This window comes from Streptomyces sp. NPDC058295, assembly GCF_042880655.1.
Lineage (GTDB): Bacteria > Actinomycetota > Actinomycetes > Streptomycetales > Streptomycetaceae > Streptomyces > Streptomyces coriariae.
In genome coordinates, this window is record NZ_JBHVYO010000004.1 from 1 (window position 1) to 22,647 (window position 22,647).

Below are 22,647 nucleotides of genomic sequence, written 5' to 3' on the forward strand. Positions count from 1 at the left end.
CGCCGGGCCCCCCCGGCCGGCGTGCGCCCGTGGGGGCCGGTTTTCGCCCGCCGCTGTGCCCGTGGGGCCACGGTCGGGCGGGGTTACCGCCCCGCGGGCGCCGCCCGCGGCACGGTCCGGTCGGGGGGCGCCGTCGATACACAGATACCCTTGACAGGTGACCGACGCCCAAGAAACCGCAGCAGCCAGTTCACTGCGAACCACCGGAGGCGCCCCTCCGGACGACGGCGGATCAGCTGATTCCGGGGCGCCGACACCCTTGCTCGAACCGCGCGAGGGCATTCCTCCCGTGATCGCCGACGAGGCCGCCCTCGCCGAGGCGATCGCCGCCTTCGCCGCCGGTACCGGCCCCGTCGCCGTGGACGCCGAGCGCGCCTCCGGCTACCGCTACGGACAGCGCGCCTATCTGGTGCAGCTGCGTCGCGAGGGCGCCGGCACCGCGCTGATCGACCCCGTCGGCTGCCCCGACCTCTCCGCGCTCGGCGAGGCCCTGTCCGGCGTGGAATGGGTGCTGCACGCGGCCACCCAGGACCTGCCGTGTCTGCGCGAGATAGGCATGGTGCCGACGCGGCTGTTCGACACCGAGCTGGCCGGACGGCTCGCCGGGTTCCCGCGGGTCGGCCTCGGCGCGATGGTCGAGGGAGTACTGGGCTTCGTCCTCGAGAAGGGCCACTCCGCGGTGGACTGGTCCACCCGGCCGCTGCCCGACCCCTGGCTGCGGTACGCGGCTCTCGACGTCGAGCTCCTGGTCGACCTGCGCGACGCGCTGGAGAAGGAGCTGGACCGGCAGGGCAAGCTGGACTGGGCCCGACAGGAGTTCGACGCCATCGCGTCCGCCCCGCCCGCCGAGCCCCGCAAGGACCCGTGGCGCCGTACGTCCGGCATGCACAAGGTGCGCCGGCGACGGCAGCTGGGTGTCGTGCGCGAGCTGTGGCAGACGCGGGACCGGATCGCGCAGCGGCGGGACGTGTCCCCGGGCAAGGTGCTGTCGGACGCGGCCATCGTGGAGGCGGCGCTGTCGCTCCCGGTGGACGTGCAGGCGCTGGCCGCGCTGAACGGATTCGGGCACCGGATGGGCCGGCGGCAGCTGGAGCAGTGGCAGGCGGCGGTCGACCGGGCGAGGGCGCTGAGCGAGGCGCAGCTGCCGCAGCCGGGCCAGCCGGTGGCGGGCCCGCCACCGCCGCGGGCCTGGGCCGACAAGGACCCCGTGGCCGCGGCGCGGCTGTCCGCGGCGCGGACCGCCGTCTCCGCGCTGGCCGAGGAGCTGAACATGCCGCAGGAGAACCTGATCGCCCCGGACGCGGTGCGCCGGGTCTGCTGGGAGCCTCCGGCGGCCGACGAGGAAGCGGTTGCCGACGCGCTCACGTCGTACGGGGCGCGGCCGTGGCAGGTGGAGCAGGTCGCTCCGGTGCTCGCCGCGGCGCTGGCCGGCCAGAGTGCCTGACCGCCGCCGCGGACCCGTCCGCGGCGCCTGAGGACGAGGCGCAGGAGGCGCGCGAGGCGAGCGAGGCGGAGGTGCACGAGGCGCACCAGCCGCAAGCGGTTACCTTGACGCTCCTCTCATGAAACCGTTGTAGATGTATTTCTGGAGTGCGAGGAAGACGATCAGTGTCGGCAGGATGACCAGCACCGCTCCTGCCGAGATCGTTTCCCAGTGGGCGGCGTAGGGGCCCTTGAAGCGGAAGAGGGACGTCGAGATCACGCCAAGATCCTGTGAGGGCATGTAGAGGAAGGGGATGTAGAAGTCGTTGTAGACGGCGATCCCCTTCACGATCACGACCGTCGCGATCGCCGGTTTCAGCAGCGGAAAGATGATCTTCCGGTAGATCGTGAACGCGTTGGCGCCGTCGAGGCGGGCGGCCTCGTCCAGGGAGATCGGGATCGAGCGCACGAACTGCAGGAAAATGTAGATCGAGACGATGTCCGTACCCATGTAGAGGGCGATCGGGGCCCAGCGGGTGTCGAACATGCCGAGGCTGTGGACGATCTGGAAGGTGGCCACCTGGGTGGTCACCCCGGGGACCAGCGCGGCGATCAGGAACAGGGCGATCACCAGTTTCCGGAAACGGAAGGTGAACCGGTCGATCGCGTACGCCGTCATCGACCCGATGAGAACGGTTCCGCCGACCGAGACGACGAGGATGAAGGCGGTGTTGCCGAACGCCGTGAGCATTCCGCCGTCCTGGAACGCCGTCACGTAGTTGTGGAGGTTCAGCGGGTCGTGCGGCAGGGTGAGCGCCCCGCTCCCGTTCGCCGTCTCGTTCTCGGTCTTCAGCGAGGTCAGGAGTACGACGCCCAGCGGGAGCAGGACGACCAGCGTCGCGGCGATCAGCGACAGGTACACGAGGGCACGGGCCACGGCACGGCGTGTCATACGAGGTCCACCCTGTCGTCGGGGACGAGACGTCGCTGCACCCAGGTCACCAGCAGGATGATCAGCAGCAGCACGACCGCCGCCGCCGAGGCGAGCCCCGTCTTGTTGAACTGGAAGGCCAGCTTCACGGTCTGGATCACGAAGGTCTCGGTACCGGTCGCCCCGCCGGTCATGATGTACGGGATCTCGAAGGCCGAGAGGGAACCGGAGACGGACAGGATCACCGTCAGGGTCAGCACCGGCTTGATGCCCGGCAGGATGATGTAGCGGAACTGGTGCCAACGGCCGGCGCCGTCCAGTTCGGCCGCCTCGTACAGCTCCCCCGGGATGGACTGGATCGCGCCGAGGAACAGGACGAAGTTCATACCGAGGTAGCGCCAGATCGAGACGCCGGCCAGCGAGGTGTTCGCCGAGGCCGGGGTGCCCAGCCAGGCGTGGTCGGTGTGATAGCCGAAGAGGCCGAGGACCGTGTCGAAGGTGCCGCCGTCCTGGAAGAAGTAGAGGAACACGAAACCGATTGCCACGCCGTTCACCAGGGACGGGAAGAAGAGCACGCCCTTGAAGAAGTTGCGGAAACGGACGCGGAAACTCAGGATCGTCGCGAAGTAGAGCGCGGCAACGATCTGGATCACCGAGGCAACCAGGTAGTAGCCGCTTACCCAGAAGACCTGGAAGAGGTCCTCCCTGGTGAAGATCTCCGTGTAGTTCTCGGCGCCCGTGTAGTGCAGTTCGGGGCTCACGCCGTCCCAGTCGGTAAAGCTGTAGGCGACCATGTTGGCGATCGGCGCGTAGGTGAAAGTGATCAGCAGGACGAGCGGGGCGAGCAGGAACAGCCAAGGGGTCAGCAGCCGCCAGGTGCGCGCCCGGCGCGGGGCCGGGGCGGGCGCGGGGCCTTTCGAAACCGGTTTCGCAGCCTCGGTGTCCGTCTGCTCGGCGCGGTGCGCAGGGAGGGGCGTGTGCGCGTGCGCCATCAGTCGCTCACGGTCGCTTGCGTCTCGGTCCACTTCTTGCCGAGTCCGCCGAGGAAGTCGTCCAGACCGCCCTTCTTGGCGCCGCGGGCCAGGTCGACCAGATCCTGGCGGTACTCGGGCTTGTAGATGCCGACCTCGGACTCGTCGTCGATCAGCTTGACCTTCGCGCCCGCCGTGTCGTCCAGCTCGATGAGCTTGACGCCGGCCTCCTCGTACGGCTTCAGCACCTCGGGCATGGGCGCGTCCTTGAGCGGGGAGATCGCCAGGTTGTCCTTGTCGTAACCGGACTTGTCGGTGAACCAGTCGATCCAGGCGCGGGCCGCCTCCTTGTGCGGGGAGTGGACGTTCACGGCCTGGTTGTAGTCGGGGCCGACCGTCGCGCAGAAGGTGCCGCCCGTCTGGGCGGGAAACGGCATGAAACCGATGTCGTCCGGGTTCACGCCGGCCTTCTTCGCGGCGTCCTGGAACTGGATGATCGCCCAGGTGCCGAGCCACTGGGTGGCGATCTCGCCCTTGGCCGTCCGGGGTTTGGACTCTTCCCAGTTGCTGGTCGTCGGGTCCTTCTCGGCGAGGCCCTGCTTGACGATGTCGTACAGCAGGGTGTCGCCGACGCGCAGGTCGGAGTTCTCGGCCCAGGGGTCGTCCTCGGCGAGCTTCGTGGTCGCCTGCGGGTCGCAGTGGACGGAGCCGTCGACGTACGTCCACGAGGTCAGGGGCCACTGCGCGGCGAAGTTGGTGTAGTAGGGGACCGCGTCGGTCTTCGCCTTGATCGCCTTCAGGTCGGCGAGGAACTCGGCCGGGGTGGTGGGCCATTCGGTGACCCCGGCCTCCTTCCAGACCCGCTTGTTGTAGACGAAGCCGGGCATCACACCGACCGGGCTCTGGCCGTACACCTTGCCGTCGACGGTGGTGAAGTCGGTGAAGCGGTACTTCTTGCCGCGTTCGGCGGCGGTGCCGAGGGAGGCGAAGAACTTCGGGTAGTCGTTCTTCTTGATGACCGCGGGGATCAGCAGGACATCGCCGTAGTCGTCCGTGTTCATCCGGATCTTGATCTCGGCCTCGTAGTTGGTGAGGGCCTGGAACTCCACCTTGACCTTGGGGTAGGTCTTGTTGAACTCGGCGGCGTACTTCTTCATCGTGCCGTCCTGCACGAGGTCGGTGCGCACGGTGAGGACCGTGATGGTTCCGTCGACCTCGGCGGGGTCGTCGGGCGCCTTGGCGTCCGCGCCTTTCGCGCTGCCTCCGGTGCCGGTGCAGCCCGGGAGCAGCAGGGCGGCTGCCGCGACCGTGGCGAGGACCGTGACTGTACGGCGGTTCATGTGCATCACTTCCGTTCTCGGGATGTTCTCGGGACGGACGAGCACGTGCGGGTGGGTCGAACACAAGCGGGTTGGCTGATTCGGCACTCTGGCAGCGCTTTCCTCAACCGGTAAAGTCCGATTCCCGCCAACGATGAAGAAGTGGCGCTCAGTTGTGGGCTTGACCGGTTTAGGGAGTGCGCATGCTGGAGGCCTCACCGCTCGACGACGGCTGGCACCTGCGGCACGAGGGAAAGCCGTTCCCGGCCGTGGTGCCGGGCTGTGTGCACACTGATCTGCTCGCCGCCGGGGTGATCCCGGACCCCTTCATCGGTCTGGGCGAGAAGGAGGTCGCGTGGGTGGGGCGGCGCGAGTGGACGTACGAGCGGGAGCTGCCGGCCGTCCCGTCCGGGCACGAGCAGACCGACCTGGTCTTCGACGGACTCGACACGGTCGCGGAGATCACCCTGAACGGTCGGTCCCTCGGCCGGGTGCGGAACATGCACCGCTCGTACCGCTTCGACGTGACGGGGCTCGAGGGACCGCTGGCGGTCCGGTTCGTCTCGGCCTACGCCGAGGCGGAGGCCGTCCGCGGCAGGGTCGGTGACCGTCCGTCCCCCTACACCGAGCCGTACCAGTACCTCCGCAAGATGGCGTGCTCGTTCGGCTGGGACTGGGGGCCCACCCTGGTGACGGCCGGGATCTGGCGGCCGGTGCGGGTGGAGCGCTGGTCGACGGCGCGGCTCGCCCGGGTGCGCCCGCTGGTGACCGTCGAGGAGGGCGTCGGGGTCGTCGAGCTGCGGGTGGAGGTGGAGCGGACCCGGGTGGAGGCCGGGCTCACCCTGGAGGCCCGGGTGGCGGGACGGTCGGCGCGCGCCGAGGTGACGGGCACCGGGGGTGTGGTGCGCGTCGAGGTGCCGGACGCGGAGCTCTGGTGGCCGCGTGGGTACGGCGGGCAACCGCTGTACGAGGTCGAGTTGATCCTGCATCACGGGAGCGCGCCGCTCGATGTCTGGCGGCGGCGCGTCGGGTTCCGCAGCGTCGTGCTGGACACCTCCGCGGACGCCCACGGAACCGGTTTCACCCTCGTGGTAAACGGGGAACGGCTCTTCGCCAGGGGCGTGAACTGGATCCCGGACGACGTGTTTCCGTCCCGGGTGACCCGGGAGCGTTACCGGAAGCGGTTGCGACAGGCGGCCGACGCCGGGGTCGACCTGATCCGGGTCTGGGGCGGCGGTATCTACGAGAGCGAGGACTTCTACGACGCCTGCGACGAACTGGGGCTGCTGGTGTGGCAGGACTTCCCGTTCGCGTGCGCGGCCTACCCCGAGGAGCAGCCGTTGCGGGGCGAGGTGGAGGCGGAGGCCCGCGAGAACGTCGTCCGGCTGATGCCGCATCCGTCTCTCGTGCTGTGGAACGGCAACAACGAGAACCTGTGGGGGTTCAGGGACTGGGGCTGGGAGGAGCGGCTCGGCGGCGACTCCTGGGGCGAGGGGTACTACCTGGGTGTACTTCCGCGTGTGGTGGCCGAGTTGGACCCGACGCGGCCGTACACGGCGGGCAGCCCGTGGTCGGGGTCGTGGGAGCACCATCCCAATGACCCGGCGCACGGGACGCACCACTCGTGGGACGTGTGGAACCGGCAGGACTACGCCGAGTACCGGAGCGAAGTACCGCGGTTCGTGGCCGAGTTCGGCTGGCAGGCGCCGCCCGCCCACGCGACTGTGCTGCGGGCGCTGCCCGGCGAGGAGCTCGCGGCGGACTCCCCCGGCATGCTGCACCACCAGAAGGCCGAGGACGGCAACGGCAAGCTGGAGCGCGGCCTCGCCCGCCACTTCGCCGTACCGAAGGACGATTTCGACCGCTGGCACTACCTCACGCAGGTCAACCAGGCGCGCGCCGTGGCGACCGGGATCGAGCACTGGCGGTCGCACTGGCCGGTGTGCGCGGGCACGATCGTCTGGCAGCTCAACGACTGCTGGCCGGTGACGTCCTGGGCGGCGATCGACGGGGACGGGCGGGAGAAACCGCTGTACCACGAGTTGCGGCGGCTCTATGCGGACCGGCTGCTCACCTTCCAAGTGCGCGACAGCGGGCTGGTGTTGGCCGCCGTGAACCAGTCGGGTGTGCCGTGGGCGGGCACGGTGTCGTTGCGGCGGATGTCCGTGGAGGGGGAGCTGCTCGGCGCGGTGAGCGTGGAACTGGTCGTCGGCGCCCGGGTGGTGGACGAGATGCGGGTGCCGGCGGACCTGGAGCCGGCCGGGGCGAAGGAGTTCCTGGTGGCCGACGCGTGGGGGTCCCCCGGGCCGAGCGAGGCCGCGCGCGAGGGAGGGCTGCGGGCCGCGCACTTCCCGGTACCCGACCGTGACATCCCGTACCCGCGGCCGCAGTTCGAGGTGACCGTGGCCCCGGGGAGCGTCACGGTCACGGCATGCACCCTCGTACGGGATCTGCTGCTCCAGGCCGACCGGCTGGGGCCGGGGGTTCGGGCCGATCGGGGGCTCGTGACCCTGCTGCCCGGGGAACGGGTGACCATCGGGGTCGAGGGCTGGGAGACTCCGGATGCCGCCGCCGCCCGGGCCGCGCTGTTCTGCCAGGAGCCCGCTCGATGACAGCCTCCCCGTCGCCCCGCGTCACCATCAAGGACGTGGCGGCGCGCGCCGGCGTGTCCAAGGGTGCCGTGTCGCTCGCCTTCAACCGCAAGCCGGGGCTCTCGGAGGCGACCCGGGACCGGATCTTCGCGGCGGCGCGGGAGTTGGGCTGGGAACCGAACCTCACCGCACGCTCGCTGTCGAGTTCGCGCGTGGACGTGGTGGGGCTCGCGATCTGCCGGCCGGCGCGGATGCTGGGCCTTGAGCCGTTCTACATGGAGTTCGTCTCCGGGGTGGAGAGCGTGCTGACCGAGCACTCCTGTTCGCTGCTGCTGAGGCTGGTACGCACCGTCGAGGAGGAGGCGGGGCTCCTGGAGTCCTGGTGGCGGGGACGGCAGATCGGCGGCTCGATCCTGGTCGATTTCCGGGCCGACGATCCCCGGGTGGCGGCGGCCGAGCGGCTCGGGATGCCCGTGGTCGCGGTGGGGCACCCCACGCTGACCGGGAGTCTGACGTCCGTGTGGACCGACGACGCGACGGCCGTGACGGAGGCGGTGCGCTATCTCGCGGCGCTCGGGCACCGGCGGATCGCCCGGGTGGGAGGCGCGGCCGCGCTAGGCCACACGGTGATGCGGACCGCGGCCTTCGACGCGGCGGCGCGGACGCTGGGGCTGGCCGGGGCGCGGCAGGTCGCCACGGACTACTCCGGGGAGGCGGGGGCCCGGGCGACCCGGTCGATGCTGACCGCCGCTCCGGCGGACCGGCCGACGGCAATCGTTTACGACAACGACATCATGGCGGTGGCCGGGCTGGCCGTGGCGGCCGAGATGGGGCTCGGGGTGCCGGGCGATGTCTCGCTCCTCGCCTGGGACGACTCCCAGCTGTGCCGGCTCACCCATCCGACGCTCTCCGCGATGAGCCATGACGTGCACGGTTTCGGCGCGGAGGCGGCGCGCACGCTGTTCGGCGTGATCACCGGGTCGGGTCCCGGATCGCATCCGGTGCCGACGCCCGTGCTGACACCGCGGGGCTCGACGGCGCCGCCGCGGGGCTGAGTGCGAGGGTGACTTCGGCCCCGTCCGGGGTGTGACGTTCGCCGCTTGGCCCTCCGGGACTGGGCAGCTACGTTACCCACAAGTAGCATGGGTCCTGAGCGCGCGCTCAGCGCTTGCGTGTCGCAGCAGTGCCATCCCGCACCTGGAGGAGAGCCATCGTGCCTCGTACCGTCAGGGACGTCGTCTTCGTCGACGGCGTCCGTACCCCGTTCGGCAAGGCGGGCCCGAAGGGCATCTACCACGAGACCCGGGCCGACGACCTCGTCGTGAAGGCGATCCGGGAGCTGCTGCGCCGCAACCCCGGTCTCGACCCGAAGAAGATCGACGAGGTCGCCATCGCCGCGACCACGCAGATCGGCGACCAGGGCCTGACCCTCGGCCGTACCGCCGGCATCCTGGCCGGTCTGCCGACCTCCGTGCCCGGCTACTCCATCGACCGCATGTGCGCGGGCGCTCTGACGGCCGTCACCGCGGTCGCCGGCTCCGTAGCCTTCGGCGCCTACGACGTCGCCATCGCCGGCGGTGTCGAGCACATGGGCCGCCACCCGATGGGTGAGGGCGTGGACCCCAACCCGCGGTTCGTCAGCGAGAAGCTGGTCGACGAGTCCGCCCTGTTCATGGGCATGACCGCCGAGAACCTGCACGACCGCTACCCGCAGATCACCAAGCAGCGTGCCGACGAATACGCCGTGCGCTCGCAGGAGAAGGCCGCCAAGGCCTACGCGAACGGCAAGATCCAGGCCGACCTGGTGCCGGTCTCGGTCCGCCGCACCAACCCGGACGCCGGTGAGACGGGCTGGGGCCTGGTCACCGCCGACGAGCCGATGCGCCCGGGAACGACGCTGGAAAACCTTTCCGGTCTCAAGACCCCGTTCCGGGTCCACGGCCGGGTCACGGCCGGTAACGCGGCCGGTCTGAACGACGGCGCAACCGCTTCCCTCATCGCGTCCGAGGACTTCGCCCGCGAGCACGACCTGCCGGTCAAGATGCGCCTCGTCTCGTACTCCTTCGCGGGTGTCGAGCCGGAGGTCATGGGCTACGGCCCGATCCCGGCCACGGAGAAGGCTCTGGCGCAGGCCGGTCTGTCCATCTCCGACATCGGTCTCTTCGAGATCAACGAGGCCTTCGCCGTCCAGGTGCTGGCCTTCCTCGAGCACTACGGCATCGCGGACGACGACGAGCGCGTCAACCAGTACGGCGGTGCGATCGCCTTCGGTCACCCGCTGGCCTCCTCCGGCGTCCGTCTGATGACGCAGCTGGCCCGCCAGTTCGAGGAGCAGCCGGACGTCCGCTATGGCCTGACCACCATGTGTGTCGGCTTCGGCATGGGCGCCACCGTCATCTGGGAGAACCCGCACTTCGAGGCCGCCGGAGGCGACAAGTGACCACCACCGAACTCCTGAAGGGCGCGGCCGAGCTGTTCCCGGACGAGGTCGTCACCCAGGCGCACGTCCGTCACCTGGACCTGCCGTTCGGCGCCGGGCGCTTCGCCCTGATCACGCTGGACAACGGTTTCGACCACACCAAGCCGACCACCTTCGGCCCGCAGTCCCTCGCGAACCTCGACTCCGCGATCGACCAGGTCGAGAAGGAGGCGGCGGCCGGCGAGATCGTCGGTATCGGCGTCACCGGCAAGCCGTTCATCTTCGCCGTCGGCGCGGACCTCAAGGGCGTCGAGCTCCTCAAGGAGCACAAGGACGCGCTCGCCATCGGCAAGGGCGGCCACGAGGTCTTCAAGCGCCTGTCGAACCTCGCGGTCCCGACCTTCGCGTACTACAACGGCGCGGCGATGGGCGGTGGCGTCGAGGTCGGCCTGCACTGCAAGTACCGCACGGTGTCCGCGGCGCTGCCGGCCTTCTCGCTGCCCGAGGTCTTCCTCGGTCTGGTCCCCGGCTGGGGCGGCTGCACGCTGCTGCCGAACCTGATCGGCGCCGACAAGGCCGTCTCGGTGATCATCGAGAACTCGCTCAATCAGAACAAGCAGCTCAAGGGTGTCCAGGTCTACGAGCTGGGCATCGCCGACGCCCTGTTCGAGGGTGCGGACTTCCTGGAGCAGTCGCTGCTCTGGACGGCGTCCGTCCTCAAGGGCGAGATCGTCGTCGACCGCCCGGTGATCGACCGCGGTGAGGCCTGGGACCAGGCCGTCGCGCGCGGCCGGTTCGTCGCGGACAGCAAGGTGCACGGCGCGGCCCCGGCCGCCTATCGCGCCCTGGACATCATCGCCGCCGCGAAGAACGGCGACCTGCAGCAGGGCTACGACGCCGAGGACGTCGCGCTCGCCGACCTGATCATGGGTGGCGAATTGCGCGCCGGCATCTACGCGTTCAACCTGGTGCAGAAGCGTGGCAAGCGCCCGGCCGGCGCCCCGGACAAGTCCCTGGCGCGTCCGGTCACCAAGGTCGGCGTCGTGGGCGCGGGCCTGATGGCCTCGCAGCTCGCGCTGCTGTTCCTGCGCCGCCTCGAGGTGCCGGTCGTGCTGACCGACATCGACCAGGAGCGTGTCGACAAGGGTGTGGGCTACGTCCACGCCGAGATCGAGAAGCTGCTCGGCAAGGGCCGCATCAACCAGGACAAGGCCAACCGCCTGAAGGCCCTGGTGACCGGTGTCCTGGACAAGGCCGAGGGCTTCGCCGACGCGGACTTCATCATCGAGGCCGTGTTCGAGGAGATCGGCGTCAAGCAGCAGGTGTTCGCGGAGGTCGAGGCGGTCGCCCCGGCGCACGCGATCCTCGCCACGAACACCTCCTCGCTGTCGGTCTCCGAGATGGCGTCGAAGCTGAAGAACCCCGAGCGGGTCGTGGGCTTCCACTTCTTCAACCCGGTCGCGATCCTGCCGCTCCTGGAGATCGTCCGGGGCGAGCAGACCGACGACGCCTCGCTGGCCACCGCCTTCGCCGTCGCCAAGAAGCTGAAGAAGACGGCCGTTCTGGTGAAGGACGCCCCGGCGTTCGTCGTGAACCGCATTCTCACCCGTTTCATGGGCGAGGTGCAGAACGTCATCGACGAGGGCACCCCGGTCGAGGTGGCGGAAAAGGCGGTGGAACCGCTCGGCCTGCCGATGTCCCCGCTGGTGCTCCTCGAGCTGGTCGGTCCGGCGATCGGTCTGCATGTCTCGGAAACGCTCAACCGGGCGTTCCCGGACCGTTTCACGGTCTCGGCGAACCTCGCGGCCGTCGTCAAGGCGGGCAAGCGCGGTTTCTACGTCTACGACAGCGGCAAGCCCGAGCTGGACCCCGAGGTCGCCGCGCTTCTGCAGCAGGGCGACACCGTCCTGACCGCGGAGCAGGTGCGGGCGCGCGTCCTGGACGCGGTGGCGCAGGAGATCGGGCTCATGCTCGACGAGGGTGTCGTCGCCGAGGCGCAGGACATCGACCTCTGCCTGATCACGGGCGCCGGCTGGCCCTTCCACCTGGGCGGCATCACGCCGTACCTGGACCGCGAGGGTGTCTCCGAGCGCGTGAACGGCAAGAAGTTCCTGGCGCCGGGCGTGGCCTCGGTTCCGGCGTAACCGTCGTAATCGCTGTAGCAACCCTGCGTCTTCGGACGTGAAGAGGGCCTCCGCCACTGGCGGAGGCCCTCTTTCCTGCGTTTCCGTCGTTTCCCAGCGACGCTGCTGTTTCCCGCGCCTCCGCCGTTTCCCTACGTTTCCGCCGCTTTCCGCCGTTTCCCTACGTTTCCGCCGCTTTCCTGCGTTTCTCCGCGCTCCTGCCGTTTTCCTGCGTTTCCGCCGTTTCCCGGCGTTTCCGCCGTCCCCTCCGGTCCCGCGGGCCGGGCTATCGGTTCGGCTCTCCCGGCCTCCGGACCGGCGACACGAGCGGGCGTACCGCCGGCCGCGGCGGGCGCGTTACCCGGCCGTGCGACTGATCGGTTGTTCGACTGATCGGCTGATCGGCTGTTCCGCGTCAGACCGTGCGCCAGGCCATCAGGGCCAGGCCGGGCTCGTCCTTGCGGCGGGTGAGCTGGAGCAGGCCGGTCGCCGGGGACAGGGCCGCCGCGACCACCCGGTCCTCGTGGTCCTTGGCGAGCGCCACGATGGCGTCGGCGGGCAGTTGGGGGCCCGACTCGGCCCACCAGGCGCCGGCCGACTCCCGTTCGGTCGGATACGCCGCGAAGGCGACCCGGCCGCTCGCGGAGCGCTGGGCGAGCAACGTGCAGTCGTGACCGTCGAGTTCGGTGCGGATCGCGGCGACCGGACCGGGTCCAGCGGCGGCGAGCACGGGGACGGGATCGCTGCCGGGACGCCACGCGCACACCTCACCGGAGTCGTCGGTGTAGAAGAGGGTGGTGTGCTCCGGGGAGGTGGCCAGCGCCCGGAGGGTGCGGGGCCTGACCGGCGCCTTGAGAGGCTCCTGGAGCACCGGCTGGGTGCCCGGCGCCTCCTGGCGCCAGTGCAGGATCCCGCCGGAGACGGCCGCGTAGGCCTGGACGCAGCCGGACTCCCCCGTCACCGCGATCGGCGGCCCCTCGACGCCCTGACCCTTCAGGTCGCGCCACGGGTCCCAGCCGCCCTTCTCCTTCTGGGCGACCATGCACAGCCCCGTGCCGATGCTGCGGGCGAAGACGTGCGCACGTCCCTGGGCGTCCACCGCGACGGCCGGCGTGCCGGTGCGGTCGCCCTTCTTGTTGGGATGACCGATGGGTGTCCAGTCCAGGGCGGCGAGGTGCGGCCGGAAGTGCGCGGAGTGCACCAGCCCCGCCTCCCCCTTCACGGTGGGCCGCCAGGACGCCAGGTGGGCGTAACCGTCGGCGCCCTGGCCGACGGCCGGAGCCGGATACACCTTCTGGTCGCCGCCCACCCTGCGTGGGGCCTCCCAGGGCCCGCCCGGGGTACGTTCCGCCCGGCACAGGACGGCGTCGTCCGACATCAGATAGACACCGAGCCGCCCGTCGCGGCCGCGTATGAGCCAGTCGCCGTTCACCCGATCACTTTATGTCGGGCCCTTCACGGCGCCTGCGCGAGGGTCACACCCAGGGAGCCGTCCGTGCGACGCTGGGCCCATGGACGACAACGCCGCGCTGCTCGTGATCGTCGACGCCGCGAACGTCGTCGGGTCGGTGCCCGACGGGTGGTGGCGGGACCGGCGCGGGGCCGCGGAACGGCTGCGCGACCGGCTGGCCGCCGCCGGGCTGCCGGGGCACCAGGGGGCCCAGGAGATCGTCCTCGTCGTGGAGGGCGCGGCCCGCGGGGTGGAGCCGGTGCCCGGCGTGCGGGTGGAGGCGGCGCCCGGCAGCGGGGACGACCGTATCGTCGAGCTGGTGGCCGGGTCGGTGGGACGCTCCCGCCTGGTCGTCACGGCCGACCGCGAGCTGCGCCGCCGGGTGACGGAACTGGGCGCGGACGTGACAGGCCCGCGCTCGGTACGGGACTGAGGCGGACGGCACCGGAGCCGGCCCCTGCGGTCGAGCGGGGCCGGCTGCCCGGCCGTTACGCCGTGTCGCCGCTGCCCGGCCCGTGGGCCTGGTCGGCGGATGCCGCCTGGCGCCGTCCGAGGAGACTGTGCGAGCGGCCGTAGAGGAAGTACACGCCGAATCCGACGACCATCCAGATGCCGAACCGCAGCCAGGTCTCGGCGGGCAGGTTGAGCATCAGCCACAGCGAGGCGCACACCGACACGATCGGGAGGACAGGCACCCACGGCGTCCGGAAGGACCGGGGCAGGTCGGGGCGGGACCTGCGCAGGATGATCACGCCGATGGCGACGACCACGAAGGCGAAGAGGGTGCCGATGTTCACCAGCTCGGCGAGTTCGCTGAGGCTGGTGAAGCCGGCCAGGATCGCGATGAGGACGCCGAGCAGGATGGTCGGCCGGTGCGGGGTCCTGAACCGCGGGTGGACGTGGGAGAAGAAGCGCGGCAGCAGGCCGTCGCGGCTCATCGCGAAGAAGACCCGGGTCTGGCCGAGGAGCAGGATCATGCAGACGGTCGTCAGGCCGACGGCGGCGCCGAAGCTGATGAAGCCGGCGAACCAGGGGTGTCCGGTGGCCTTGAAGGCGTCGGCGAGCGGGGCGCTGACCGACAGCTTGGTGTAGTGCTGCATGCCGGTGACGACGATCGACACGGCGACGTACAGGACGGTGCAGATGATGAGGGAGCCGATGATGCCGCGGGGCATGTCGCGCTGCGGGTGCTTGGTCTCCTCGGCGGCCGTGGCGACGACGTCGAAGCCGATGAACGCGAAGAAGACGACGGAGGCCGCGGTGAAGATGCCCATCACGCCGAAGTTGGACGGCGCCCAGCCGAACATCAGCTGGATGAGCGGGGCGTCGAGGCCGCCGCCCGCGTCCACGGTCTGCGCCTTGGGGATGAAGGGGTCGTAGTTGTCGCCGTTGATGAAGAAGGCACCCGCGATGATCACGGTCAGGACGACGGTCACCTTGATGGCGACCACGACGGAGGTGACCCGCGCGGAGAGCTTCGTGCCGACCACGAGGATGGCGGTCAGCACCAGGACGAGGGCGGCGGCGAGGATGTCGAAGCCGAAGCCGTCGGCTCCCTCTCTGCCGCTGAGCGCCGCCGGCAGGTGCCAGCCCGCGTTGTCGAGCAGCGAGGCGATGTACCCGGACCAGCCGACGGCCACCACCGCCGTGCCGAGCGCGAACTCCAGGACCAGGTCCCACCCGATGATCCAGGCGGGAAGCTCACCGAGGGAGGCGTACGAGAAGGTGTACGCCGAGCCGGCCACCGGCAGGGTCGAGGCGAACTCGGCGTAGCAGAGCGCGGCGAGCGCGCAGGCCACGCCGGCCGCGACGAAGGCCAGGGCGACCGCGGGGCCGGCGTTGTTTTTGGCCACCGTGCCGGTCAGGACGAAGATGCCGGTGCCGATGATGACGCCGACGCCGAAAACGGTGAGATCCAGTGCGGACAAGGATTTCTTGAGCGCGTGCTCGGGTTCCTCGGTATCGAGGATGGACTGCTCGACCTTCTTCGTCCGGAAGAGGGTGCTGCTCACGGGGACCTCCCACGCTGTGTCGTCCTCGACATGATCGAGAGGGGGCGTAGACCGTATGCCCCGACGCGGGCGGGTTAACGCGAATGGGCCGGTTTCACCACTCTTCACAGTGGTGAAACCGGCCCATACGGGTGTGTCGGCCTGGCCGGGACGACGTCGGTGCGGCGTCAGTCGCGCGCGGACTCCACGGAGTCGACCTCGGCGGCCGTGCTGCCGTACTTGCCGTCGAGCCTGGAGACCAGGCCGGTGACCTGACGGGCGATGTCGGGGGCGGTGAGCCCGATCTCGGCCATGACCTCGGCGCGGGAGGCGTGGTCGAGGAAACGGGGCGGGATGCCGAAGTCGCGCAGCGGGACGTCGACGCCCGCGTCGCGCAGGGCCTGCGCGATCGCCGAGCCGACGCCTCCGACGCGGGAGTTGTCCTCGACGGTGACGACCACGCGGTGCCGCTCGGCGAGCGGGGCCATGGCCTCGTCGACGGGCTTGACCCAGCGGGGGTCGACGACCGTGGTGGTGATGCCCTGCCGGTCGAGGAGGGTCGCGATCTCCAGGCACATCGGCGCGAGGGCGCCGACGGAGACCAGCAGCACGTCCGGGGTGTCGGTGCCGCTCTCGCGCAGCACGTCCATGCCGCCGACGCGTCCCACGGCGGGTACGGCGGGGCCCACGGCGCCCTTGGAGAAGCGGACGACGGTCGGCGCGTCCTCGACCTCGACGGCCTCGCGCAGCTGGGCGCGGACCTGGTCGGCGTCGCGCGGGGCCGCGAGTCGCAGGCCCGGGACGACCTGGAGGATCGACATGTCCCACATGCCGTTGTGGGAGGCGCCGTCGGTGCCGGTGACCCCGGCCCGGTCCAGTACGAAAGTCACACCGCACTTGTGGAGGGCGACATCCATCAGGACCTGGTCGAAGGCACGATTGAGGAATGTGGCGTACACCGCGAACACCGGATGCACCCCGCCCGCCGCCAGGCCCGCGGCGGAGACGGCGGCGTGCTGCTCGGCGATGCCGACGTCGTAGATGCGGTTCGGGAAGGTGTCCGCGAACTTCTTCAGTCCGACCGGCTGGAGCATCGCCGCCGTGATCGCGACGATGTCCTCGCGCTCCTTGCCGAGCTCGACCATCTCGTCGCCGAAGACCGAGGTCCAGTCGGCGCCCGAGGCCTTGATCGGCAGACCGGTGTCGGGGTGGATGGGGCCGATGCCGTGGAAGCGGTCGGCCTCGTCCTGGAGGGCGGGCTGGTAGCCGCGGCCCTTCTCGGTGAGGCAGTGCACGATGACCGGGCCGCCGAAGCGCTTGGCGCGGGCCAGCGCGGACTCCAGGGCCTCGATGTCGTGGCCGTCGATCGGGCCGACGTACTTCAGGCCGAGGTCCTCGAACATGCCCTGGGGGGCGATGAAGTCCTTCAGGCCCTTCTTGGCGCCGTGCAGCGTCTCGTAGAGGGGTCTGCCGACGACGGGGGTGCGCTCCAGCACCTCCTTGGTGCGGGCGAGGAAGCGCTCGTAACCGTCCGTCGTACGCAGGGTGGCGAGGTGGTTGGCCAGGCCGCCGATGGTCGGCGCGTACGAGCGCTCGTTGTCGTTGACGACGATGACCAGCGGGCGGTCCCCGTCGGCGATGTTGTTCAGCGCCTCCCAGGCCATGCCGCCGGTGAGCGCGCCGTCACCGATGACGGCGACCACGTGGTCGTCGCGGTCGAGGATCTGGTTGGCCTTCGCGAGGCCGTCGGCCCAGCCGAGCACCGTGGAGGCGTGGCTGTTCTCGATGACGTCGTGCTCGGACTCGGCCTGCGAGGGGTAGCCGGACAGGCCGCCCTTCATCTTCAGGCGGGAGAAGTCCTGCCGGCCCGTGAGCAGCTTGTGCACGTAGGACTGGTGGCCCGTGTCCCAGAGCACCTTGTCCTTCGGGGATTCGAAGACGCGGTGCAGGGCGATGGTGAGCTCGACCACGCCGAGGTTGGGGCCGAGGTGGCCACCGGTCTTGGAGACGGCGTCGACGAGGAAGCTCCGGATCTCCTCTGCCAGCTGGTCCAGCTCTTCCAGGCTGAGCCGGTCCAGATCACGCGGTCCCCTGATGCGGGTCAGCAGCGGCACCCGTGCCTCCTTGCAGTAAAAGCTGATCGAGCTGTTGCCGGGCCTGTCGAGTCTAATGTTCCGCCCGGGCGGCTCGACTCCGGCCCATGCGTCATAGGTCACGCGAACGGCCGTACCCAGAATGAGCCTTTCCTATGACACGACTGTGCCCGGCATCTGAACGGATGCCGGGCACAGGGTCACGAGGAGCGTCAGCCGCGACCGGCGGCCTTCTGGCTCTTGCGGGAGATGGAGTCGATGACGACCGCGCCCAGCAGAACACCACCGGTGATCATGTACTGGATCGAGGTGTTCATGTTCAGCAGGTCGAGGCCGGTCTGGATGGACTGGATGACCAGCATGCCCAGGAGCGCGGACCACACCGTGCCGCGGCCGCCGAAGAGGCTCGTACCACCGATGACGGCCGCCGCGATGGCGAGCATCAGGGTGTTGCCGCCACCGGCGTTCAGCGTCGCGGACGCCGTCTGGCCCGCGAAGAACATGCCGCCGACCGCCGCGAAGCCACCGGAGATGGCGAACACGGTGATGCGGACCATCGGCACGCTGATACCGGCACGGCGGGCCGCCTCGATGCCGCCACCGACCGCGAAGACCTTACGGCCGTACGTGGTGCGACGGAGCACGAAGTCGACGATCACCAGCGCCGCCAGGAAGATCACCAGCGCGTTGGAGACACCGGACGCGTTGTTCAGCACGCTCGCGGCCAGGAAGGACGCGACGGCCAGCGCACCGACGCGCAGCAGGATCTCCGTGGTCGGCCGGAACGGCACACCGGCGGCCCGGCGGCGCCGCTGCTCGCCGAAGTTGCCGACGGCGGTCAGCACGACCGCGAGACCGGCCAGCAGGTAGGCGCCGATGATGGCCTGGTCCATGAAGAAGGAGTTCTGGCCGAGCAGGTGCACCGGGCCGGAGTCCGACGGGATGTTGATCGTGCCGCTGGAGCCCAGCAGCCACAGCATCAGACCGTTCCAGCCGAGGAAGCCGGCCAGGGTGACCACGAAGGCCGGTACGCCGATCTTGGCGAAGAACCAGCCTTGCAGGGCGCCGATACCGGCACCGGTGATGATCGTCAGCACCAGCGACAGCCACGGGTTCATGGTGTGGTCCACCACGAACACCGCGAACAGGGTCGACGCCAGGCCGCTGACGGAACCGACCGACAGGTCGATCTCGCCGAGCAGCAGGACGAACACCAGGCCGATGGCCAGCATGCCGGTGGCCGACATGAAGTAGCTGATGTTCGAGAGGTTGTCGGCGCTCAGGAAGAGGTCGTTCTTCGCCTGGAAGATCGTCCAGATGACGATCAGACCGATGACGACGGGGATCTGGCCCAGCTCGCCACCCTTCACCTTGCGCTTGAACTCGGTGAGGTAGCCCTTGAAGCCCTCTTCACGCACCAGCAGGCGCGGGTCGACGACGGATACCGGCGCGGCGGTCGGGTCGTCGGCGGGCGCGACGGTGGTCTGGTCCTCGATGACGCCCCCGGTCTTCTCGACCTTCCCGGGCTCCGAGGAGTCGCTCTTCACGGTCTTCGACGTGTCGCTCACTTTGCCGCCTCCGCGGTGCGACGCCCCGCACGACGGGTCACGGCGTTGTCCGTGGCCCCGGTGATCGCGGCGATGATCTCTTCGTGGCTGGTGTCCTTCACGGGGAAGGAGCCGTTGTTCTTGCCCAGACGCAGGACGGCGACGGTGTCCGCGACCGCCTTGACGTCGGCCATGTTGTGGCTGATGAGGATGACGCCGAGGTTGCGCTCGCGCAGCCGCTCGACAAGGTCGAGGACCTGCGCGGTCTGCTCCACACCGAGGGCGGCGGTGGGCTCGTCGAGGATGACGACCTTCGGGTCACCGATCAGGGCGCGCGCGATGGCGACGACCTGGCGCTGACCGCCGGAGAGGCTGGCGATCGGGATGCGGACGCTCGGGATGCGGATGGAGAGCGTGGACAGCAGCTCCCGCGCGTTCTTCTCCATCGTCACCTCGTCGATGACGCCCCGGTGCAGCAGCTCGCGTCCGAGGTAGAGATTGCCGACCACGTCGAGGTTGTCGCACAGTGCGAGGTCCTGGTAGACGGTCGCGACGCCGAGTCCCTGAGCGTCGTGCGGCCGGTTGATGCTGACCGCTTTCCCCTCCCACTCGATGACGCCCTCATCGATGGGGTGGACACCCGCGATCGTCTTGACCAGGGTGGACTTTCCTGCGCCGTTGTCGCCCACCAGGGCGACCACTTCTCCGGCGTGGACCTCCAGTTCGACGTCGGTGAGTGCCTGCACCGCACCGAATCGCTTGGAGACTCCGCGCAACGCCAGCACGGGCGTAGCGGACACGTGAACCATCTCCTTCGCCGCCTGACCGGCGGGGATGCCGCGCTTATGGACAGGCGCGGAGGGATGTACGCGGCAGGCGGGTACGCGATGCCGACGTACGAGGTTTACAAGATGAACATGCGTGAAGCCGCTGCGCTTGGCAACGGTTCCGTCCGACGCCCGCCCCGGCAGCGGGGTGTGAGGTGGGGCAGGCGTCGGACAGGTCTCACGGGACCGCTGAGCGGTCGGTGGGACCCGAGGGCCGGCTCGAGATGCGACGCGAGCGGGGCCCTCGGGACCGGGTGCCTACGGGTGGACCGGCTGGGCTACTGGAGACCGGCGGTCTTGCAGGCGGCGGCGTACTCGGCGGTGCAGATGTCCGCGACGGTGTACAGACCGTCCTTGATCACCGTGTCCTTGATGTTGGCCTTGGTGACCGACACCGGGGTCAGCAGCTGCGAGGGGACCTTGTCGCCGGAGCCGCTGGTCAGCGTCTCGGTGGCGAGGGCCTTGATGTCCTTGCCCTCCAGCAGGTCGACGGCGAGCACGGCGGCCGCCTCGGCCTCGGGCTTGAAGGCCTTGTAGACGGTGGAGGACTGGGTGCCGGCGACGATGCGCTGGATACCCGCGAGCTCGGCGTCCTGACCGGTCAGCGGGATGCCGCTGATCTTCGCACCCTTGAGGGTGTTGGCGATGCCACCGGCCATGCCGTCGTTGGCGGCGTAGACGCCCGCGATGTTCTTGGCACCGAGCTGGGTGATGGCCGCGGACATCTTCTGCGCGGCGACCGTGTCCTTCCAGAGGCCGGACTGCTCGTAGGCGATGTCGACCTTGCCGTCGAGGGCCTTGTGCGCGCCCTCCTTGAACTGGCCGGCGTTCGGGTCGGCGTCGTCACCGTTGATCATGACGACCTTGGCCTTGGGGGTCGCCTTGGCGCCGAGGGAGTCGAGCAGGGCCTGACCCTGGAGCTCGCCGACCTTGACGTTGTCGAAGGAGACGTAGGCCGAGACGGGGCCCTGGGCGAGGCGGTCGTACGCGACGACCTTGACGCCCTTGTCCACCGCGGACTGGATCGAGGACTTGATCGCGGCGGAGTCCTGGGCGGAGATCACGATGACCTTGACACCCTTGGTCACCATGCTGCTGACCTGCTGGGCCTGCTTGGCCGAGTCGGCCGCGGCGTTCGCGTACTCGAGCTTGCAGTCGGAGCAGAGCGCCTTGACCTTGGCGTCGAAGTACGGCTTGTCGAACTTCTCGTACCGCGCGGTGACGCTGTCGGGGAGCAGCAGGCCGATGGACTTGCTGCCCGAGCTGCTGCTGCCGGAGTCGCTGTCCTTGTCGTCGCCCGCCTTGCCGCACGCGGCAATCGAAAGCGCCATGGACACGGCGGTGGCGCCGATCACGACTCTACGCATCGTTGCGTTCATTGGGGTGTGCCTCCCTGACAGGGCCGCAACGCTGCGGCCGAGGTGGCTCGAAGTCAACTCGGCCGCAAGTTCGACGTCAAGAAGTAAATACTTAACGAGATGGCAACGGCCTCATTCGTTCTCTAAGTGAAGGCAGGGGTCGCCGCGGTCAGCGTGCCGTCCAAAAGGGTCGAATCGCCCATCTCGCTGAGTGCGAGAGCGAGCGCTCCGAGCACCTCCGCGCGGCCCCCAAGCGCCCCTGGGAGAACGGAAAGTTGACGCGCCGCACTCGGGATCGCGTAGCGGCCGACAGACTCCCTGATCGGCCCGAGCACCAGCTCACCGGCTTCGGCGAGATCACCGCCCAGCACCACCCGGCTCGGGTTCAGCAGGTTGCAGAGATTGGCGACTCCACTGCCGATGTGTCGGCCGACGTCGGCGATCACCCGACGGCAGCCCGGATCACCGTCCCTCGCCAGCCGCACGACGCCTTCCATCGTCAGATCCGTGCCGTGGCTGGACTGGAGGAGCGGGAGCACGTAGCGCGCCGCCGCGAAGGTCTCCAGGCAGCCGCGATTTCCACAGCGGCAGACGGGGCCGGACTCGTCAAGTGTAATATGTCCGATTTCTCCGGCAGTGCCGCCGGGGCCGCGGTAGATCTTCCCCTCGATCACCAGACCGGCGCCGACACCGCTCGCGACCTTGATGTAAGCAAGATCACGAACGCCTCGGCCGCTGCCCCAGACCATCTCGCCGAGGGCGCCCAGGTTGGCGTCGTTGTCCACGTGCACGGGTACGCCGAGCCGGTCCTTCATCTCCTCGGCGGGTCTGGTGCCGATCCAGCCGGGCAGAATGGCGGACGAACCGAGCGATCCGGACTCCAGATCGATCGGCCCGGGCACGCCGAGACCGACTCCCGCGACCTTCGTACGGTCCACCCCGGTGGCCTCGATCAGCCGGGTGACCAGCTGTTCCGCCCGGTCGAAGCCCTGCGTCGAGGACGCGTCCACATCCAGTGGCTCGGACTCCTCGGCCAGGACCTGATGGGCCAGATTGCCCACCGCGACACGTAGGTGCGTATGTCCGAAATCCACCCCGATGACGATGCCCGCGTCGCCGCTCAGACTGACGCTGCGCGCCCTGCGTCCGCCGGCCGAGGTCGGCGTCACCTCGACGGTTCCGCCGTCCTTCAGCTCACGCACGATGTTGGAGACGGTCGCGGCGGACAGACCCGTGCTCCGGGCGATCTCCGCTTGTGTGAGGGACCCGGCCAGACGCACGGCGCGTACGACTCGCTCCAGGTTGGCTCGGTGCAGCGACGACTGCGACCCCGGAGTCTCCACGACGACCTCCTGCGCGCGGGACCGCTTCGATGAGGCCCCGTCTATGTCCAACTAGTGAACTCTAAGCTGAGCCGTTCGGGTCGCCTCCCGTCAAGAGGTTGAACAGTATCCGCATGCGTGCGAAGAGACACGGAGGGTGGCGGAGCCGGGATCGCGGGGCGTACCGGAGCGGCTGCGGGGCGTGGCGACCAGGGGCTCGACCGTGGCGGGGGCGGCTGGAGAACGGGTGGTGACAGGGGGCGAGGTGGGGTGAGCGCTGGGT

At 69.7% G+C, this 22,647-nt stretch carries 16 protein-coding genes; 6 read left to right on the forward strand and 10 right to left on the reverse strand.

The genetic code is table 11. The annotated features are described in order from the left end of the window. The first annotated feature begins 157 nt into the window (after positions 1-157). Positions 158-1,444, forward strand: coding sequence for a ribonuclease D (locus ACFVYS_RS05505; protein ID WP_389499118.1), 1,287 nt, complete (start codon positions 158-160; stop codon positions 1,442-1,444). Between the two features lie 99 nt (positions 1,445-1,543). Here ACFVYS_RS05505 and ACFVYS_RS05510 read toward each other — a convergent pair whose 3' ends face one another. The 3 genes from ACFVYS_RS05510 to ACFVYS_RS05520 are packed head-to-tail and all read right to left on the reverse strand — an operon-like array spanning position 1,544 to position 4,664. Then, positions 1,544-2,374 carry a carbohydrate ABC transporter permease gene (locus ACFVYS_RS05510; RefSeq protein WP_389499120.1) on the reverse strand — a complete coding sequence of 277 codons (831 nt, stop codon included), beginning with the start codon at positions 2,372-2,374 and terminating at the stop codon, positions 1,544-1,546. Next, entirely contained in the window at positions 2,371-3,345 is a 975-nt protein-coding gene (locus ACFVYS_RS05515) for a carbohydrate ABC transporter permease (RefSeq protein WP_389499122.1), read from the reverse strand. The genes ACFVYS_RS05510 and ACFVYS_RS05515 overlap by 4 nt, the downstream gene beginning before the upstream one ends. After that, entirely contained in the window at positions 3,345-4,664 is a 1,320-nt protein-coding gene (locus tag ACFVYS_RS05520; RefSeq protein ID WP_389499124.1) for an extracellular solute-binding protein, read from the reverse strand. The genes ACFVYS_RS05515 and ACFVYS_RS05520 overlap by 1 nt, the downstream gene beginning before the upstream one ends. A gap of 182 nt (positions 4,665-4,846) precedes the next feature. Between ACFVYS_RS05520 and ACFVYS_RS05525 the strand changes: the two genes are divergently transcribed. The 4 genes from ACFVYS_RS05525 to ACFVYS_RS05540 all read left to right on the forward strand — a co-directional run bounded on the left by ACFVYS_RS05525 (position 4,847) and on the right by ACFVYS_RS05540 (position 11,797). Continuing rightward, positions 4,847-7,255: a glycoside hydrolase family 2 protein gene (locus ACFVYS_RS05525; RefSeq protein WP_389499126.1), complete on the forward strand. Its 2,409-nt coding sequence runs from the start codon at positions 4,847-4,849 to the stop codon at positions 7,253-7,255. Further along, on the forward strand, positions 7,252-8,289 hold the full coding sequence (locus ACFVYS_RS05530; RefSeq protein ID WP_389499128.1) for a LacI family DNA-binding transcriptional regulator: 1,038 nt from the start codon (positions 7,252-7,254) through the stop codon (positions 8,287-8,289). Before ACFVYS_RS05525 ends, ACFVYS_RS05530 begins: the two co-directional genes overlap by 4 nt. Positions 8,290-8,447: 158 nt before the next feature. Further along, positions 8,448-9,674, forward strand: a complete 1,227-nt coding sequence (locus ACFVYS_RS05535) for a thiolase family protein (RefSeq protein WP_389499130.1) — start codon at positions 8,448-8,450, stop codon at positions 9,672-9,674. After that, a complete protein-coding gene (locus tag ACFVYS_RS05540; protein ID WP_389499132.1) occupies positions 9,671-11,797 on the forward strand; it encodes a 3-hydroxyacyl-CoA dehydrogenase NAD-binding domain-containing protein in 2,127 nt (708 codons plus the stop codon). The genes ACFVYS_RS05535 and ACFVYS_RS05540 overlap by 4 nt, the downstream gene beginning before the upstream one ends. Before the next feature lie 394 nt (positions 11,798-12,191). Here ACFVYS_RS05540 and ACFVYS_RS05545 read toward each other — a convergent pair whose 3' ends face one another. Beyond that, positions 12,192-13,208: a hypothetical protein gene (locus ACFVYS_RS05545; protein WP_389499134.1), complete on the reverse strand. Its 1,017-nt coding sequence runs from the start codon at positions 13,206-13,208 to the stop codon at positions 12,192-12,194. 79 nt (positions 13,209-13,287) lie between these two features. Between ACFVYS_RS05545 and ACFVYS_RS05550 the strand changes: the two genes are divergently transcribed. Next, positions 13,288-13,659 carry an NTP pyrophosphohydrolase gene (locus ACFVYS_RS05550; protein WP_389499136.1) on the forward strand — a complete coding sequence of 124 codons (372 nt, stop codon included), beginning with the start codon at positions 13,288-13,290 and terminating at the stop codon, positions 13,657-13,659. Between the two features lie 55 nt (positions 13,660-13,714). Here ACFVYS_RS05550 and ACFVYS_RS05555 read toward each other — a convergent pair whose 3' ends face one another. From ACFVYS_RS05555 to ACFVYS_RS05580, 6 genes are all read right to left on the reverse strand, one after another. Then, positions 13,715-15,238 carry an amino acid permease gene (locus ACFVYS_RS05555; RefSeq protein ID WP_389499138.1) on the reverse strand — a complete coding sequence of 508 codons (1,524 nt, stop codon included), beginning with the start codon at positions 15,236-15,238 and terminating at the stop codon, positions 13,715-13,717. Between the two features lie 167 nt (positions 15,239-15,405). Next, positions 15,406-17,331, reverse strand: coding sequence for a 1-deoxy-D-xylulose-5-phosphate synthase (dxs, locus tag ACFVYS_RS05560; protein ID WP_389499499.1), 1,926 nt, complete (start codon positions 17,329-17,331; stop codon positions 15,406-15,408). A gap of 191 nt (positions 17,332-17,522) precedes the next feature. Next, positions 17,523-18,878: a sugar ABC transporter permease gene (locus ACFVYS_RS05565; RefSeq protein WP_389499140.1), complete on the reverse strand. Its 1,356-nt coding sequence runs from the start codon at positions 18,876-18,878 to the stop codon at positions 17,523-17,525. Continuing rightward, a complete protein-coding gene (locus ACFVYS_RS05570) occupies positions 18,875-19,666 on the reverse strand; it encodes an ATP-binding cassette domain-containing protein (protein WP_389499142.1) in 792 nt (263 codons plus the stop codon). Before ACFVYS_RS05570 ends, ACFVYS_RS05565 begins: the two co-directional genes overlap by 4 nt. Before the next feature lie 296 nt (positions 19,667-19,962). Beyond that, positions 19,963-21,063 (reverse strand): sugar ABC transporter substrate-binding protein, encoded by a 1,101-nt coding sequence (locus tag ACFVYS_RS05575; protein ID WP_389499144.1) that lies wholly within the window; start codon positions 21,061-21,063, stop codon positions 19,963-19,965. 122 nt (positions 21,064-21,185) lie between these two features. Further along, on the reverse strand, positions 21,186-22,385 hold the full coding sequence (locus ACFVYS_RS05580) for an ROK family protein (protein ID WP_389499146.1): 1,200 nt from the start codon (positions 22,383-22,385) through the stop codon (positions 21,186-21,188). Between the last annotated feature and the right edge of the window lie 262 nt (positions 22,386-22,647).